The 15,116-nt window shown below is 68.7% G+C and carries 16 protein-coding genes; 10 read left to right on the forward strand and 6 right to left on the reverse strand.

Going from position 1 to position 15,116, the window contains the following annotated elements; genetic code table 11:
- Positions 1 to 31 precede the first annotated feature (31 nt).
- Positions 32 to 370, forward strand: coding sequence for a hypothetical protein (locus ABY42_RS03735; protein ID WP_004972673.1), 339 nt, complete (start codon positions 32 to 34; stop codon positions 368 to 370).
- Positions 371 to 438: 68 nt separating this feature from the next.
- On the opposite strand, the gene ABY42_RS03740 is transcribed toward ABY42_RS03735, so the two are convergent.
- Positions 439 to 894: an MGMT family protein gene (locus ABY42_RS03740; protein WP_049905008.1), complete on the reverse strand. Its 456-nt coding sequence runs from the start codon at positions 892 to 894 to the stop codon at positions 439 to 441.
- Between the two features lie 157 nt (positions 895 to 1,051).
- Between ABY42_RS03740 and trpC the strand changes: the two genes are divergently transcribed.
- The 6 genes from trpC to ABY42_RS03775 all read left to right on the forward strand — a co-directional run bounded on the left by trpC (position 1,052) and on the right by ABY42_RS03775 (position 7,266).
- Entirely contained in the window at positions 1,052 to 1,861 is an 810-nt protein-coding gene (gene trpC / locus ABY42_RS03745; RefSeq protein WP_050458755.1) for an indole-3-glycerol phosphate synthase, read from the forward strand.
- Entirely contained in the window at positions 1,858 to 3,126 is a 1,269-nt protein-coding gene (trpB, locus tag ABY42_RS03750) for a tryptophan synthase subunit beta (RefSeq protein ID WP_050458756.1), read from the forward strand. Before trpC ends, trpB begins: the two co-directional genes overlap by 4 nt.
- Positions 3,126 to 3,959, forward strand: coding sequence for a tryptophan synthase subunit alpha (gene trpA / locus ABY42_RS03755; protein WP_050458757.1), 834 nt, complete (start codon positions 3,126 to 3,128; stop codon positions 3,957 to 3,959). The genes trpB and trpA overlap by 1 nt, the downstream gene beginning before the upstream one ends.
- Before the next feature lie 24 nt (positions 3,960 to 3,983).
- On the forward strand, positions 3,984 to 4,784 hold the full coding sequence (locus ABY42_RS03760; protein WP_004972661.1) for a 2-amino-3,7-dideoxy-D-threo-hept-6-ulosonate synthase: 801 nt from the start codon (positions 3,984 to 3,986) through the stop codon (positions 4,782 to 4,784).
- Between the two features lie 88 nt (positions 4,785 to 4,872).
- Positions 4,873 to 5,283 carry a methylated-DNA--[protein]-cysteine S-methyltransferase gene (locus ABY42_RS03765; protein ID WP_050458758.1) on the forward strand — a complete coding sequence of 137 codons (411 nt, stop codon included), beginning with the start codon at positions 4,873 to 4,875 and terminating at the stop codon, positions 5,281 to 5,283.
- An 804-nt stretch (positions 5,284 to 6,087) separates the two neighbouring features.
- Entirely contained in the window at positions 6,088 to 7,266 is a 1,179-nt protein-coding gene (locus tag ABY42_RS03775; RefSeq protein ID WP_004972657.1) for a 3-dehydroquinate synthase II, read from the forward strand.
- Between the two features lie 45 nt (positions 7,267 to 7,311).
- Here ABY42_RS03775 and ABY42_RS03780 read toward each other — a convergent pair whose 3' ends face one another.
- The 3 genes from ABY42_RS03780 to ABY42_RS03790 form a co-directional block, all read right to left on the reverse strand.
- A complete protein-coding gene (locus tag ABY42_RS03780; RefSeq protein WP_004972655.1) occupies positions 7,312 to 7,707 on the reverse strand; it encodes a DUF7575 domain-containing protein in 396 nt (131 codons plus the stop codon).
- Positions 7,708 to 7,823: 116 nt separating this feature from the next.
- Complete coding sequence (locus tag ABY42_RS03785) at positions 7,824 to 8,918, reverse strand: DNA-methyltransferase (protein ID WP_050458760.1); 1,095 nt, start codon at positions 8,916 to 8,918, stop codon at positions 7,824 to 7,826.
- Between the two features lie 201 nt (positions 8,919 to 9,119).
- Positions 9,120 to 10,127 (reverse strand): transcription initiation factor IIB, encoded by a 1,008-nt coding sequence (locus tag ABY42_RS03790; protein ID WP_004971221.1) that lies wholly within the window; start codon positions 10,125 to 10,127, stop codon positions 9,120 to 9,122.
- 264 nt (positions 10,128 to 10,391) lie between these two features.
- Between ABY42_RS03790 and ABY42_RS03795 the strand changes: the two genes are divergently transcribed.
- Together ABY42_RS03795 and yjjX are read left to right on the forward strand one after the other, a co-directional pair.
- Positions 10,392 to 11,180, forward strand: coding sequence for a helical backbone metal receptor (locus ABY42_RS03795; RefSeq protein ID WP_050458761.1), 789 nt, complete (start codon positions 10,392 to 10,394; stop codon positions 11,178 to 11,180).
- Between the two features lie 20 nt (positions 11,181 to 11,200).
- Positions 11,201 to 11,722 carry an inosine/xanthosine triphosphatase gene (gene yjjX, locus ABY42_RS03800; RefSeq protein ID WP_004972648.1) on the forward strand — a complete coding sequence of 174 codons (522 nt, stop codon included), beginning with the start codon at positions 11,201 to 11,203 and terminating at the stop codon, positions 11,720 to 11,722.
- Between the two features lie 9 nt (positions 11,723 to 11,731).
- Here the strand turns inward: yjjX and aglD are convergent, their stop codons facing one another.
- Entirely contained in the window at positions 11,732 to 13,606 is a 1,875-nt protein-coding gene (gene aglD / locus ABY42_RS03805; RefSeq protein ID WP_050458762.1) for a flippase domain-containing glycosyltransferase AglD, read from the reverse strand.
- 312 nt (positions 13,607 to 13,918) lie between these two features.
- Between aglD and ABY42_RS03810 the strand changes: the two genes are divergently transcribed.
- Entirely contained in the window at positions 13,919 to 14,188 is a 270-nt protein-coding gene (locus ABY42_RS03810; RefSeq protein ID WP_050458763.1) for a DUF7123 family protein, read from the forward strand.
- Between the two features lie 246 nt (positions 14,189 to 14,434).
- Here the strand turns inward: ABY42_RS03810 and ABY42_RS03815 are convergent, their stop codons facing one another.
- Positions 14,435 to 15,058, reverse strand: coding sequence for a winged helix-turn-helix transcriptional regulator (locus tag ABY42_RS03815; protein WP_004972642.1), 624 nt, complete (start codon positions 15,056 to 15,058; stop codon positions 14,435 to 14,437).
- Between the last annotated feature and the right edge of the window lie 58 nt (positions 15,059 to 15,116).

The raw sequence follows: 15,116 nt of genomic DNA on the forward strand, positions 1-15,116 counted from the left end.
CGTTCAAGTGCCCGCATCACGCGTAGCCAGTATGGATATCGATACGCGGCAGTTGACGCAGGCGGGGCTCATCGGCTATCTGGCGCTCGTCGTCGCGGCGTTCGCCACGGGGAACCCGACGCTCCGACTCGCGGCCGACGCCGCCTTCGGACTGACGGCGATTCTCCTCGGCGTCGTCACGCTCAGGATTCCGGTCGACAGCCGACTCAAGTACGTCGCCGGCGGCGGCTTCGTCCTCGCGGGCATCTCACAGTTCGCCGAACTCGCGACCGGCGTCGGCTCCGTCGGCCTCGCGAGCACGCTGTTCCTCCTCGGCGGCCTGCTCGGCTACCTCGCGCTCCGCCGGGAGACCGACGCGATGCCCTTCTGAATTCCGGCGACTGCGACGGTGACCGCGACGATGACGGCGGTGACCGCGGTTGCGACAACGACCGAAAACTAGATTCCTTCCGACTTCCGGAGCGCCTCGACCACGTCGTCGGGGGCGGCGCTCGGGCCGTCTTTCACGCGGTGGTCGGGGACGACGACCGGAACGGGATTGGCCGCGAGCGCCTCGCGGACGACGCGCTCGGAGTCGTCGTCCTCCGGGTCGAGGCCGGACATGCGGACGAGCAGGGCCACGTCGACGGTGTCTCCTCGCGGGACGTTGCGAAGCGACTCCAGCACGCTCCGCTGGTCGGTCGGGACGGTCAGACCGATGGGGACCGACGAGAGGTCCGTCTCGCCCCGGTCGATGGCGGCCAACACGGCGTCGAGGTGGTCGTGGTCCGACTCGGCGTCTGCCGGCAGCGAGTCCGGAAACGAGACGTTGATGACCTTTCCGCTGACCACGCCGACCTGCACGGGGCGACCGAGCGTGGACGATTCGCGCGCGTAGATTCCCGAGACGGGCATACGTTCGGCTCCCGTCGCCGGACGCTTGACCCTTCCGGCGACGGCGCGCGGTTTCGGGTCCGTCTCCGCGCGCCGCTCGCCCGCGTGCACGCGAGAGACGGTGAGTGTCCCCGACGACGCAAGCCTTATGTACAAATACGTGCGTTAGTGTACATCAATGAACGCTAGTGGAGACGAATTAGCTCCCGACGTGCGCGCCATCTTGGAGGCCGCGCGGGAGCGACCCGGCGGGGAGACGCGCGTGTCGGTCGACGCGCGGTCGTTCCCCGAGGCCGTGGCCGCGACGGAGGCCGCGGGCCGGGTCCCGGTCATCGCCGAGGTGAAGCCCACGAGTCCGACGACCGAGGGCGTCCGCGAGGACGACCCGGTCGAACTGGCCCGCGAGATGGTCGCCGGCGGCGCGACGGCGCTGTCGGTCCTCACAGAGCCCGAGCACTTCGGCGGCTCGGCCGAGTCGCTGCGGCAAATCCGGGAGGCCGTCGACGTGCCCGTCCTCCGCAAGGACTTCATCATGAACGAGGACCAACTGGACGTCGTGGAATCCGACCTCGTGCTCCTCATCGCGCGGTTCGTTGGCAGCGCGGAACAGAGTTCCGCGGGCGATTCGAGCGGGCGAGGCCCGCGAGAACACGATGACCTCCCGGACCTCGTCGAGGCGGCTCGCGACCGCGGCTTCCAGCCGCTCGTGGAGGTCCACACGCGCGAGGAACTCACCGCGGCGCTCGCGGCCGGAGCCGACATCGTCGGCATCAACAACCGCGACCTCGGGAAACTCGAAGTCGACCTCGGCACGTTCGAGGAACTCGCGCCGGAAGCGCCCGACGACGTGCTTCTCGTGGCCGAAAGCGGCGTGAAGACGGTCGAAGACGCGCAGCGGATGCGCGAGGCCGGTGCCGACGCCCTCCTCGTCGGGACCGCCATCATGGACGGCGACGTACGACGGAACACGGAGACACTCACACAATGAGCGCAGACGGCAAATTCGGCGACTACGGCGGACAGTACGTTCCCGAGGCCCTCATGCCGGCCATCGAGGAACTGACCGACGCGTACGAGCGATACGTCCTCGACAACGAGGACGGCTTCATGGACGACTTCCGCGCGCGACTGCGGGACTTCGGCGGGCGGCCGACGCCGCTTCAGCGCGCGGACCGGCTCTCCGAGCGCTACGACCGCGAGGTCTACCTCAAGCGCGAGGACCTGCTTCACGGCGGCGCGCACAAGCTCAACAACGCGCTCGGGCAGGTCCTACTGGCGAAGTACATGGGCAAAGAGCGCATCATCGCCGAGACCGGCGCGGGCCAGCACGGCACCGCCACGGCGATGGCCTGCGCCCACCTCGATATGCCCTGCGAGATTTACATGGGCGAACGCGACATCAACCGCCAGCGCCCCAACGTCTTCCGGATGAAGCTCAACGGCTCCGAGGTGAACCCCGTCACGGTCGGCCGCGGCACGCTCAAGGAGGCCATCTCCGAGACGATGCGCGACTGGGCGACCAACGTCGAAGACACGCACTACGTCATCGGCTCCGTCGTCGGCCCGCACCCGTTCCCGAGCATGGTCCGCGACTTCCAGTCGGTCATCTCCGAGGAGGCCCGCACGCAGGCCAGAGAGAAACTGGGTCGGCTCCCCGACGCCGTCGTCGCCTGCGCGGGCGGCGGCTCGAACACGATGGGCGCGTTCGCCGAGTTCGTCGACGACGAGGAGACCGCGCTCTACGCCGTCGAGGCCGGCGGCTCGACGCTCGAAGTCGACGAGGAAGCCGGCGTCGCGCCCAACTCGGCGTCGCTCACGACCGGCACGGAGGGCATCCTCCACGGCGCTCGCACCCGGCTCCTACAGGACCGCGACGGACAGATTATGGAGTCGCACTCGGTGTCGTCCGGGCTCGACTACGCCGGCGTCGGTCCCGAACTCGCGTACCTCGTGGACACCGGTCGCGTCACCGCCGTCAACGTCGACGACGACGAGGCGCTGACCGCGTTCCACCGGCTCTCGCAGATGGAGGGTATCATCCCCGCGCTGGAGTCGGCCCACGCGTTCGGCTACCTCGAATCGGTCGCCGGCCCCGACGCGCCCGACTCGGCGGAGGCGGACGCCCTCGGCGAGTACGTCGTCGTCAACGTCTCCGGCCGCGGCGACAAGGACCTCGAATCGGCCATCGAGGAGACCTACGAGCGCGACATCGACATCGCGCCGAACATGGACGAGTTCACGGGGGGCCTGTGATGTCGCTCGAAGACGCCTTCGCCGACGGCCCGGCGTTCATCCCGTACCTCGCCGCCGGCGACCCCGACTACGAGTCCTCGCTGAAATACGTCGAGGCGCTCGAACGCGGCGGCGCGGATATCATCGAACTCGGGCTTCCGTTCTCGGAGCCCATCGCCGAGGGGCCGACCATCCAGAACGCGGTGGTTCGGTCGCTCGAAGGTGGCATGACGCCGACGCGCTTCTTCGAGTTCGTCGAGGACCTCGACGTGTCGGTGCCGCTGGTCTGTATGACCTACTACAACCTCATCTACCGCTACGGAGACGACCCCGGCCCGCGGCCGTTCGTCGAGAAGGCGGCCGAAGTCGGCATCGAGGGCTTCGTCGTTCCCGACCTGCCGGCCGAGGAGGCCGGCCCGCTCCGCGAGGCCTGCGACGAGTTCGGCCTCGACCTCGTCTTCATCGTCGCGCCGACGACCCGCGGCGAGCGCCTCGACCGCATGATGGAACAGGTCTCGGGCTACGTCTACGTGCAGGCGCGTCTCGGCACGACGGGCGCGCAGTCGAGCGTCTCCGACCAGACCGGCTCGTCGCTCGAACGACTCGCCGACTACGACGTGCCCAAGGCGGTCGGCTTCGGTATCAGCAGCGGCGACCACGCGGAGCGCATCGTCGCGAGCGGCGCCGACGGCATCATCGTCGGCAGCGCGCTCGTGGACATAGTCGCCGACGGCCACGAGAACGGCGACGACGCCGAGACGGTCGCCGACCGCCTCGAAACGCTCGCCCGCGAACTGAAAGAAGGTGCAGTGGCCGGCGCCTCGCAACGCCCACCGCATCCGGAACGCACATAACCGCTCTGCCACCCTTTCTCATACATGAACACAGACATCGGACTCTCCGCACGACTCGAACGCATCTCCACAGACGGGCGATACCTCATCGTCCCGATGGACCACGGCATCACCCTCGGCCCGGTCACGGGCCTCGTCGACATCGAATCCACCATCGACGGCATCACCCGCGGCGGCGCGGACGCCGTCCTCACGCACAAGGGCACCGCCCCGCGCGTCCACCCGAACAAGAACGGTAAAGGCTACATCGTCCACGTAAACGGCTCGACCGTCATCGGCCCGGACGAAAACGACAAGCGACTCACCGGCACCGTCGAAGACGCCCTCCGCGTCGGTGCCGACGCCGTCTCCTTCCACATCAACGTCGGCTCGAACTACGAGCCCGACCAGATGACCCAGCTCGCCGACCTCTGTTCCCGCGCCGCCGACTTCGGCGTGCCCGTGCTCGCGATGTCCTACGCCCGCGGCCCCGGCATCGACGAACAGGACCCCGAGGCGCTCGCCCACGCCGTCCGCCTCGCCGAGGAAGTCGGTGCCGACGTGGTGAAGACGGCCTACAGCGGTGACGCCGACTCCTTCGGCCGCGTCGTCGAGGCCACGCGCCTGCCGGTCGTCATCGCCGGCGGGAGCCGCGGCACCGACCGCGAGACGGTCGAGATGGTCCGCGGCACGATGGACGCCGGCGCGGCCGGCGTCTCGATGGGCCGTTCCATCTTCCAACACGAGAACCCCGAAGCCATCACCCGCGCCGTGAGCGCCGTCATCCACGACGACGCCGACGCCGATACGGCTCTCGAACGCGCCGGCCTCGGAATCGAAGCGTAACGCGGCCCTCTTCGGACGACGGTTCTGTTTTCGGCTCCCTTCGGTAGCCAGCCTACAGATAGATACCCGCCGAGCGCGAACCCCGAGTATGCGCGTCACGATGTGGGAGTTCGCGGTCGACGTGGACGAACGACTCCTCGAATGTCCGACCGACTCGCTCCGAACACAGCTCGCCGAGTACGAACGCGGGGAGCGACGCGAGTTCGACGTGGACGTGCGATTTCCCGACTCCTTTACCGGCGACGTGATGCGCGTGATGGCGTCGATTCCGTACGGCGAGACGCGAACCTACGGCGAGGTCGCGGCCGAACTCGACAGCCACGCGGTCGCCGTCGGCCAGGCCTGCGGGCGGAACCCGGTCCCGCTCGTCGTCCCGTGTCACCGCGTCGTCGGCACGGACTCCCTCGGCGGCTTCTCCGCCGCCGCCGGCGTCGAACTGAAGCGCGCGCTCCTCGACCACGAGCGCGGCGCGGTCCAGACGGGGCTGGACGCGTTCTAACCGATTTCATATCGCCGTAACTGGTTTATCGAGCTTCGATTTGGTCGGGAAACGCCGCGCGGGCTAGTATTTCTCGACGACCCTCGGTCGAACCCAACACAGTTCGACTTCCCGTCCGGCGCTCGCCGAACGGTCCAGCTCGGCCCGCATTCGATTGCTCCGTCTTTCTGTGTCGGCGACGGCGTACCGTTCCCGGAACGCGACCCGAGTCACCGGCCCGCTGTCGATGACGGTGACGGACATGCGTCTTTCCCACCGCAACCCCCGGAGTTTCGTGCGGAATGTCGGGTGGTGCGTGTACGGTTCCGACCGATTCTGTGCCTGGAGTCAGTACCGCGATAGCCCGGTCGAACTCGCCTCCCAACCCGTCGGAGGTTCGGGCATCACAATCGATTCCGGGCCGTGCAGTCGATTCGTCTCTCGACTGACCGCCGCGGTCAACCTGTCTGACCGCGAAATTTCGTTCCGAACCGCGTCTCAGTCATCGTCCTATCTGAACGACGTTTTGGACTCGACAGCCCCGGTCGAAGTCTTCGATTCGACCGCGAGTACCCTCCGAACTCGGCCGTAACCACCGTGTGCTCTACGAACCCGTTTTCCGGACCCAACAGCCGGAGTCTCGGACTCGCGTCAGCGCGTTCGAATCGGTCGTTCGACTCCGAATTTCGACCCGGGTCCCCCAAAATAAATCGTATAGCGCGATATAGAATTGCGGGGGCGCGGCCACACCGACCCCGAGGGACCCGTTCGCCGTCCGTTGATTCATTCGCCACGTTCAAGCCCACCCACCGAGTGAAGTCGATAATGACACGAAGCGTCTGGCTCAAAGCCGACGACGCGGTCGGCGACTGGGAGACGCGGAAGCGACGCATCACGGCCGGACTGGAAGCCGGCGTCGACTGGGTTCTCGTCGACGAGGCCGACGTCGAGAAGGTGCGCGAACTCGGTGACGTCAACATCGCCGCGTTCCGGACCGACGCCGACGTTCACGTGATGGAAGCGGAAGAAGACGACGCGGACCCCGAGGCGCTCGCCGACGCCTATATCGTCGGCAAGGACGGCGAGGGCGACGCGACCGTCGAACTCCCCTCCGATTTCTCCGGTTCTGCCGACCTGACGACGCTCCGCCGCGGCGACGACCTCGCAAACGGGTCGTACGTCCGCATTCTGAGCAAGGACTACGAGGCGTTCGCCGAGGAGGCCGCCCGCGACGGCGACTACACCATCGTCATCGGCGAGGACTGGACCATCATCCCGCTGGAGAACCTCATCGCCCGCATCGGCGACGAGACCGACCTCATCGCTGGCGTCACGACCGCCGAGGAGGCCAAGACCGCCTTCGAGACGCTCGAACTCGGCTCCGACGGCGTCCTCCTCGACAGCGACGACCCAGACGAGATTCGAAAGACCGTCGAGGTCCGCGACGAGGCCGAACGCGAGTCGCTCGACCTCGTCTGGGCCGAGGTCACGGAGGTCGAACGCACGGGCATGGCCGACCGCGTCTGCGTCGACACGGGCACCATCATGGACCACGACGAGGGGATGCTCGTCGGCTCGATGGCTCGCGGCCTTTTCTTTGTCCACGCCGAGACGGCGAAATCCCCGTACGTCGCGTCTCGGCCGTTCAGGGTCAACGCCGGCGCGGTCCACGCCTACGCGCGGACCCCCGACGGCGGCACCGTCTACCTCTCCGAACTCGAAAGCGGCGACGAGGTGCAGCTCATCGACACGAACGGGAACACCCGCGAGGCCATCGTCGGGCGCGTGAAGATAGAAAAGCGACCGATGTTCCGAATCTCCGCCGACTACGAGGGCGACCGCGTCACCACGCTCCTGCAGAACGCCGAGACCATCAAGGTCCACACCCGCGAGGGACGGACCGCGGTCACGGACCTCGAACCCGGCGACGAGATGCTCATCTACTACGAGGACACGGCTCGCCACTTCGGCGAGGCCGTCGAAGAGAGCATCATCGAGAAGTAATTCCGGAGAACCGTTTTTTCGGGGCGGACCACCGACGCGAGCGCCTTATCCTTCGACCGTGTACCACTCGAGTTCCGTCGCACACCACGGACAGAAGTCGAGGTTTCGGTCGAGTTCGCCGCCGCAGACCGGACAGGTCGGCTCGCCGTTCGCGTTGCGGCCGCGGGGGCGAATCCCGACGCGGTAGGCGTCGAACGCGCTCAGGAACAGCAGTCCGAGGACGGGAATCAGCACCTCTCTCGGAACCGAGTCCACGGTCACGGTCGCCGGGTCGGCGAACGTCGAGAGCAACACCAGCCCCGCGCCGACGACGAAGGTGAACCACGCAATCGCGCGTCGCCACTCGCGGAGGTAGACGTGGCCCGCCCCGGCGATTCCGAGCGAGGCACCAACCACGCCGACGAGGGCTGCGACGAACGCGCGACGACGAGCATCGGGCATTGTTCGTTGGCGTCGTCGTCCGCACTCTTAAACGTCTGGATTATCCGATAGTCAGTCAACCGGAACCGAAGCCCGACGGGACGCGTTCGAACGCCCCGGATTCGAGCGTTTCGAGGTTAGTCGGTCGTCTGCGCGTCTTCCGGAGTCGGCGTCGTCCCCGCGGCGCTGGCGGCCCCGGCCCCGTCGTGCGGTTCGTGTTCGACGACGAACTCGCGGTCCGACCCGTCGGCCGACGCCTCGACCGACGTCACGCGGTACAGACGGATGCGACGCTCCTGTTTCGTCACGACCGGGAAGTCGTAGTGCTCGGCGTCGTGGCCGGGGCGCTCGTCGCGGTCGGCGACGAACTCCCGGTGGTCGTCGAGCCGGCGTTCGACCTCCGCGCGCGAGCGTTCCGGGAGGTCGTCGAGCCGCGTTTCGAACCCGGAGACGAGGTCGGCGTCGAGGTCGTAGCCGACCGAGTTCCGGCCCGCGAGCATGGCCGCGAGCGTCGTCGTCCCGGTCCCGGCGAAGGGGTCGAAGACGGTGTCGCCGTAGACGGAGTACATCCGAATCAGCCGGAGCGGAAGCTCGACGGGGAACGCCGCCGAGCGCTCTCTAGTGCCCGAATCGAGGCGCTGGTCGGTCCCGCCGAACTCCCAGAGGTCGGAGAACCAGCGGTTTCGCTCCTCCCAGAAGAAGGCGCTCTCGTAGCGCCGGTCGTCGCCCGGCGGGAACGACCGCGCTTCGCCCTTGCGGACCACGAGCACGTACTCGTGTTCGAGCGTAACGTAGGCGTTCGTCGGGAGCGTTCCCGACCCCATGAACTTCGTCAGGCTGTTGGTCGGCTTGCGCCAGACGGCGTCCGGAAGCGGCGTCAGCCCGCGCTCGCCGAGCGCGGTGAGCACGCGGGCGTGGTTGGGGTACTGGCGAAACGACCCGTCGAGGCTCCGGGTCGCGTCGCCGACGTTCACGCAAGCCAGCCCGCCGGGGGCGAGCACGCGGGCCACCTCGTCCCAGACGGCGTCGAGCTGCTCGTGCATCGCCTCGAACGCGGCGTCGCCGTCGCCCTCGTCGAGCGCCGCCGCGACGGCGTCGTCGCGCGCCGAAAAGAGGTCGTCCCACATCTCTATCATGGGGTACGGCGGCGACGTGACGACGAGGTTCACGCTCTCGTCGGCGAGTCCGGTGTCGGCGGCGTCGCCCACCGTGAGGGCGTGAGTCGTGCGCATCGTACGGACGTGTTCGCCCCGAAACAAAACCCTTCGCCTCGGTGCGGAGCCGGTCGCCCCCGCGCCGCCGGTCCCCGCGGTTCGAAGCCCCGGCCGGCCGCTCGCCGCGTCGAGCGCCGCCGCTGGCGAGCGAATAACCGAAAATCGAGTCGTCTCGTCCGATTCGAACCGCCGTCCGGCGCGGTCGTCCGGCGCGCGTGCTCAGACGAGGCCGAGGTTCTCCTCGGCTTCGAGGAGTTCGTGGTAGCGGTTGCGGATGGTGACCTCGGAGATGTCGGCCACGTCGCTGACGGCGGCCTGCGTGGTCTTCTCGTTGGTGAGGAGGGCGGCGGCGTAGACGGCGGCGGCGGCGAGGCCGACCGGCGACTTACCCGAGTGGACGCCCTTCTCCTTGGCGTTCTTCAGGAGTTGGCGCGCGCGCATCTTCGACTCGTCGGAGAGGCCGAGTTCGCTGGCGAACCGCGGGACGTACTGTTCGGGGTCGGCGGGCTTGACCTCCAGCGAGAGTTCGCGGGCGATGTAGCGGTAGGTGCGGGCGACCTCGCTCTTCTCGACGCGCGAGACCTCCGCGATTTCGTCGAGCGAGCGCGGGACGCCGGCCATGCGGGCGGCGGCGTAGGTACACGACGTGGCGACGCCCTCGATGGAGCGGCCGGGCAGCAGGTCGTCGTCGAGCGCGCGGCGGTAGATGACCGACGCCGTCTCGCGGACGTTCTCGGGCAGGCCGAGCGCGGAGGCCATGCGGTCGATTTCGCCGAGCGCCTGCTTCAGGTTGCGCTCTTTGGAGTCGCGGGTGCGGAACCGCTCGTTCCACTTGCGGAGCCGCTGCATCTTCTGGCGCTGGCGCGCGCCGAGGGAGTTTCCGTACGCGTCGCGGTCGCGCCAGTCGATGTTCGTCGACAGGCCCTTGTCGTGCATCGTGTTGGTCGTCGGCGCGCCGACGCGGGACTTCTCGTCTTTCTCGCGGGCGTCGAACGCGCGCCACTCGGGGCCGCGGTCGACGGAGTCCGCGGTCACGACGAGTCCGCAGTCGTTACAGACGGTCTCGCCGTGTTCGTCGTCGGTGACGACGTGACCGCCGCACTCGGGACACTGCAGCGTGTCGCCCTTCGTGTCTTCCTGTTCGGTTTCGGCCTCCTGTCGGCCGTTCTGCGTGTTTCGTTCCTGCTCCTGTGCGCCGGGGTTTCGGGTCCAGATTCGTTCACTCATGGATACGACGGCGGGTGCTCCGGGATGGGGTGGTTAGAGGCGGCTAGAACCCGGATGCTGTCCGTAACACCAGCAACCGCAGACGACCGCATAAATGGTTTGGTATCGCTTTCGGCGAGCGGCCTCGTTTGGCTGTGTGAGGCCGTCGCACGGGTGATTGAGGTTCATGAGGGATTCGGCGATTCACCGGTCACTCAGCGGCGGCTTCCCACCGACCGTAACGCGATACATACTTTTCTCGAAGGGGCGTTGCCACGACTACGCATGGCCGCCCACCCCCGCGTCGTCTCGCTCGCGCCGAGCGCGACGGCCATCCTCGATGCCGCCGGTCTCGACGCTCACGTCGTCGGGGCGACCGCTCACTCGCCGACCGACAAGCCGGTCGTCGGCGGCTGGCTGAACCCCGATTTCGACCGGGTCGACGAACTCGACGCCGACGCCGTCTGCACCTGCGACGACCTCCAGTCGGACGTCGCGGCGGCGGCCCGCGACCGCGGCTACGACGTGTTTCACGTCGCGCCCGCGACGCTCGCCGAGGTGTTCGACTCGTTTCCCGTCGTCTGCGACGCCGCGGGCGACGCCAGCGCCGGCGCGACGCTCGCCGAGGACTGCCGCGACCACCTCGCCCGCGTCGCCGACGCGGTCGACGACCGCGACCGCCCGACCGTCTACTGCGAGGAGTGGGCCGACCCGCCGATGGCCGCCGGCAACTGGGTCCCCGACCTCGTCCGCGCCGCCGGCGGGTCCGCCCCGCTCGTCGCGCCCGGCGAGCGGTCCGCCGAAGTCGACCCCGAGACCGTCGCGGCCGCCGACCCCGACCACGTTGTTCTCCACCCCTGCGGGAAGGGCGAACGCGGCGACCCCGAGGCGTTCGAGGCCCGCGGGTGGAATCTCGACGCCGCGGTCCACGCCGTCGACGACTCGCTTCTCAACCAGCCGAGCCCGACGGTCGTCTCCGGCGTCGACCGCCTCGCGCGACTGCTACACCCCGACGCCGACTTCCCCGAGCCGTGGGAGCCCGCGACCGCGACCGAATCCGACGAAGGGAAATAACCGGGCGACGCGCTACCGACATGGACATCGCGGTCGGAAGCGGTAACCCGGTGAAGCGGCGCGCGGTCGAACGAACCTGCCCCGACGCCTCCGTGGCGGCGGTCGCCGTCGACTCCGGCGTCTCCGAACAGCCGACGGGGAACGACGAGACCATCGCGGGCGCGGTCACCCGCGCGGAACGAGCCCTCGACGCGGGCGACTACGACTTCGGCGTCGGCATCGAGGGCGGCGTCGCGACCTTCCCGGCCGGCGACGGCACCGACGGGCGGGACACGTATCTCGTGATGTGGGCGGCCGTGACCGACGGCGAGCGCGTCGGTCGCGCCGCGGGGCCGAGCCTCCCGCTCCCCGCCCGCATCGTGGACCGCATCGACGCGGGCGAGGAACTCGGGCCGGTGATGGACGACGTGCTCGGCACCGACGACATCGCGAAAAACGAGGGCGCGGCGGGCGTGTTCACCGGCGGTCGGCTCACCCGAACCGACGCGCTCGAATCGGCCGTGACGGGCGCGTTCGCGCCCTTCCGGTGTGAACTGTACTGAGTCGCTCCGTTACTCCGACTCGGCGAGTTCGTGGTCGCGGTCGCGCACGTCGGCGCTCTCTTCGACCGCGGTCGTCAGCGAGACGTTGAGCGACAGCATCGACGCGACGCCGCCGACGATGGTGACGGCGTTTTTCACCGCGTGGTCGAGGACCGCCGCGGCGAGCGCGGCCGCGGGCGTAATCGGCGCGAGGGCGGCCATGAACACCGTGAAGGCGATTTCGTAGAGGCCGACGCCGCCGGGCGAGAGCGGGAGCACCTTCGCGAGGTTGCCGACGCTCACGGCGAAAAACGAGACGCCGACGAGGACGACGGGGTCGATGTCGACGCCGAGCGCGAGCAGGACGACGACGGCCGTCACCACGTCGACGGTCCAGATGGCGAGGCTCGTCAGGCCGACGCGGCCGAAGGCGGCGCGGTTGCCGGCGACCGCCTGCAGGTCGGAGACGAACTGCTCGATGACGCCCGCGACGAGTTCGACGTAGGAGTCCGACGAGAACCGGCCGACGAACGCCCGGACGACGTTCCGGTCCGCGCGGGCCGACAGCGCGATGCCGATGACGCCGAGGATGGCGACGACGCCGACGCCGGTGGCGACGTAGGCGACGGTGCGCACGTCGTCGGCGGACACGTCGACCGTGCCGCCGCTCACGCCGGTCGCGAGCACCGTGGCGATGTCGTCGAGGCCGCCGGTCGCCGCGAGGCCGACGAGGACGACGCCCGCGAGCCCCGCGATGGTGAGCAGGTCGAAGACGCGCTCGACCGCGAGCGACGCGAAGCCCGAGGGGTACGGGATGTTCCGGCGTGCCTTCACGACGTAGGCGCGCACGGCGTCGCCCGCGCGGGCGGGGAACACGAGGTTCCCGGTCTGACTGATGAATATCGCCCCCGTGAGGAAGCCCGCCTTCTCGCGGTAGCCGAGCTCGGCGAGGATGTCGCGGTAGCGAATCCCCCGGAGCGGCCACGAGACGACGTAGATTATCGCGGCGGCCGCGACGAGCGCGGGGTCGGCCTCGCCGAGGACCGCGATGACCTCCGAGGGGTCGATGTAGAGCGTCATCAGCGCGAGCGCGAGGACGGTCAAAAGCAGGCCGGCGACGATGGTCACCCGGCGGGTGATGCGCGGCCGGACCGTGAGCTGCCACCACGTCCGGAGAATCTGGCTCCCCATCCCGAGGATGTCGCGGACGAGGTCGACTTTCGTGTCGCCTTTCGGCTCCCAGTCCACGGGGAACTCGGCGACCCGAAAGCCCGCGCGCTGGGCGCGGACGAGCATCTCCGTGTCCCAAAACCAGTGGTTGTCTTCCACGTCGTCGCGGAGCGCCTCGAACGCCTCGCGGCTGAACGCCTTGAAGCCGCACTGGTGGTCGCGGAGGTCCGAGCGGAGGAACAGGCGGACGAGCCCGTTGTAGGCCCGGCTCGGCACGCCGCGTTTCCGCGGGCGGTCGGCGACGCGGTCGGGCATCCAGCGCGACCCGGTCGCGGCGTCGTACTCGCCGGAGCGGACGCGCTCGACCAGCTCTTCGAGGTGGCGCATGTCCGTCGCGAGGTCCGTGTCGAAGTAGACGAGCGTGTCGCCACGGGCGGCCTCGAAGGCGCGTTCGAGCGCGCCGCCGCGACCGAGGCGGGCGTCGCTGTGGTAGTGGCGAATCCGGTCGTCCTCGGCGGCCAACCGGTCGGCTATCTCCGGCGTCTCGTCGTCGCAGCCGTCTTCGGCCACGATGACTTCGAAGGCGTCGGCGGGGAGGAACGATTCGAGCGTCTCGACGGTGACGCGGACCGTGTTTTCGATGGTCCGCGCCTCGTTGTAGGCGGGGAGGACGACGCTCACTTCGACGCCGGCCGCGGTCGCGGCGGCCGGGCGTCGTTCTGTCGGGCGACCCATTGTCGTCGTATGGTCGCTATCCGCGTATGAATTTTCTGTCTTGGAACAGGTACGGTCCGTGAGACGGACAGTTCGGAACGTTCGGGTGTTCGGCGGCCGCTTCGATGCGCCCCGGCGCGGCCCGACGCGCTCCGATGCGTCCGGCCTGTTCCCTCGTTGGTGTGTCCGCGTCGCGTGGGTGTTAGGCGACTGTACCTGCGACGGCTCGGTGGAGCCCTCCCGGCGGCTCGTTTTCGGTGAAAATCGCAAGACAGCGCCGTGTTAAGTTCCCGTACCAAACCCCTGATAGGCGTCTCGTCTCTCTGTGTAGGTATGAGCACGACCGCCTCCGCGACCGCAGTCGAGGGCGAGGTCCTCGACGCCAACCGCAGTCTCTCGGAGAAACAGCTCCGCATCCTCGACTACCTCCGCTCCAACGCCGGGGCGAAGACGTACTTCAAGTCCCGCCTCATCGCCGACGACCTCGACCTCTCGGCGAAGGAGGTCGGCGCGAACATGCGCCCCATCCTCGACGGCGACTTCGACGTGAGCGTCGAGAAGTGGGGCTACTCCTCGGGCACCACGTGGAAGGTGACCGTCTGAGCCCCCGCTGACGTTTCACTCAGGCCCCGCCGCACGCCGTCCTCGGCGTGCACCCCGGCGCGTCCTCCCTCGCGCCGCTCCCACCCGGAACGCCGTCGTCTCCCACCCACGCGTCGTTCCATCCCCGTTTTTCGGGTTTTCTCGCGTCCCAGCCCCGCCGCTGGGAGTCGGTATGGACACGGAACCGTCACACGGTACAGCGTCAGTCGCCCGTCTCGACCGCCGGCCTCGACTCGTCCGACCTCGTCAGGGGTCGAACCGGATGAGTTCGGCCGCGTCGTCGGCGAACGCCGCGGCGTCGGAGCCGAAGGAGTCGGCGTAGCGAATCAGGAGCGTGATGACCGTCTCGGGGTTGCGGACCGCGTAGCCGTCCTCGCGCGAGAGGAGGCCCACGGCGTCGAGTTTCTTCGCGTACGTGCTCACCGTCGCCCGCGAGACGCCGAGGCGGTCGGCGAGTTCGCTTCCCGTCGCGTCGGGGTCGCGAAGCAGGTGGACGAGCATCCCGCGCGGCGTGTCGCGGCGGAGATAGCCGAGCGCGACCTGCTCGAACTCGGAGAACCGACTCGCGGGGAAAAACCGCTTGTAGTCGCCGTCGCGGCGCACTTCGAGCGTGTCGTCGTCGACGAGGTTCCGGAGGTGGTACTGCGTCTCGCCGGTCCCTAACTTGAGGTCGTCGCGGACCTTCGAGAAGTGCGCGCCGGGCGTGGACGCGACGTAGCCGACGATGGCGTCCCGCGCGTCGCTCGACCCGGACGAGTCGTCCTCGCTGTCGTCGCCACCCCCGAGGCCCACGAGCGGCGTGGCGGCCCCGAGCGCGGCGAACCGACGGAGGGTCGCGCGCTTGTCTTCGTCTACCCGGCGGTTCGACATCTACTCCCACATACGAGACGGCGCGAAGAAAAGGGCTTCGGCATTTACAACCGTCCGA

The sequence above is a fragment of the Haloferax gibbonsii genome, assembly GCF_001190965.1.
GTDB lineage: Archaea > Halobacteriota > Halobacteria > Halobacteriales > Haloferacaceae > Haloferax > Haloferax gibbonsii.

Bases quoted from the DNA above. Each gene is read 5' to 3' on its own strand.
- ABY42_RS03735 (WP_004972673.1), top strand. From the start codon at position 32: ATGGATATCGATACGCGGCAGTTGACGCAGGCGGGGCTCATCGGCTAT.
- ABY42_RS03740 (WP_049905008.1), bottom strand. From the start codon at position 894: ATGCCCGTCTCGGGAATCTACGCGCGCGAATCGTCCACGCTCGGTCGC.
- trpC (WP_050458755.1), top strand. From the start codon at position 1,052: ATGAACGCTAGTGGAGACGAATTAGCTCCCGACGTGCGCGCCATCTTG.
- trpB (WP_050458756.1), top strand. From the start codon at position 1,858: ATGAGCGCAGACGGCAAATTCGGCGACTACGGCGGACAGTACGTTCCC.
- trpA (WP_050458757.1), top strand. From the start codon at position 3,126: ATGTCGCTCGAAGACGCCTTCGCCGACGGCCCGGCGTTCATCCCGTAC.
- ABY42_RS03760 (WP_004972661.1), top strand. From the start codon at position 3,984: ATGAACACAGACATCGGACTCTCCGCACGACTCGAACGCATCTCCACA.
- ABY42_RS03765 (WP_050458758.1), top strand. From the start codon at position 4,873: ATGCGCGTCACGATGTGGGAGTTCGCGGTCGACGTGGACGAACGACTC.
- ABY42_RS03775 (WP_004972657.1), top strand. From the start codon at position 6,088: ATGACACGAAGCGTCTGGCTCAAAGCCGACGACGCGGTCGGCGACTGG.
- ABY42_RS03780 (WP_004972655.1), bottom strand. From the start codon at position 7,707: ATGCCCGATGCTCGTCGTCGCGCGTTCGTCGCAGCCCTCGTCGGCGTG.
- ABY42_RS03785 (WP_050458760.1), bottom strand. From the start codon at position 8,918: ATGCGCACGACTCACGCCCTCACGGTGGGCGACGCCGCCGACACCGGA.
- ABY42_RS03790 (WP_004971221.1), bottom strand. From the start codon at position 10,127: ATGAGTGAACGAATCTGGACCCGAAACCCCGGCGCACAGGAGCAGGAA.
- ABY42_RS03795 (WP_050458761.1), top strand. From the start codon at position 10,392: ATGGCCGCCCACCCCCGCGTCGTCTCGCTCGCGCCGAGCGCGACGGCC.
- yjjX (WP_004972648.1), top strand. From the start codon at position 11,201: ATGGACATCGCGGTCGGAAGCGGTAACCCGGTGAAGCGGCGCGCGGTC.
- aglD (WP_050458762.1), bottom strand. From the start codon at position 13,606: ATGGGTCGCCCGACAGAACGACGCCCGGCCGCCGCGACCGCGGCCGGC.
- ABY42_RS03810 (WP_050458763.1), top strand. From the start codon at position 13,919: ATGAGCACGACCGCCTCCGCGACCGCAGTCGAGGGCGAGGTCCTCGAC.
- ABY42_RS03815 (WP_004972642.1), bottom strand. From the start codon at position 15,058: ATGTCGAACCGCCGGGTAGACGAAGACAAGCGCGCGACCCTCCGTCGG.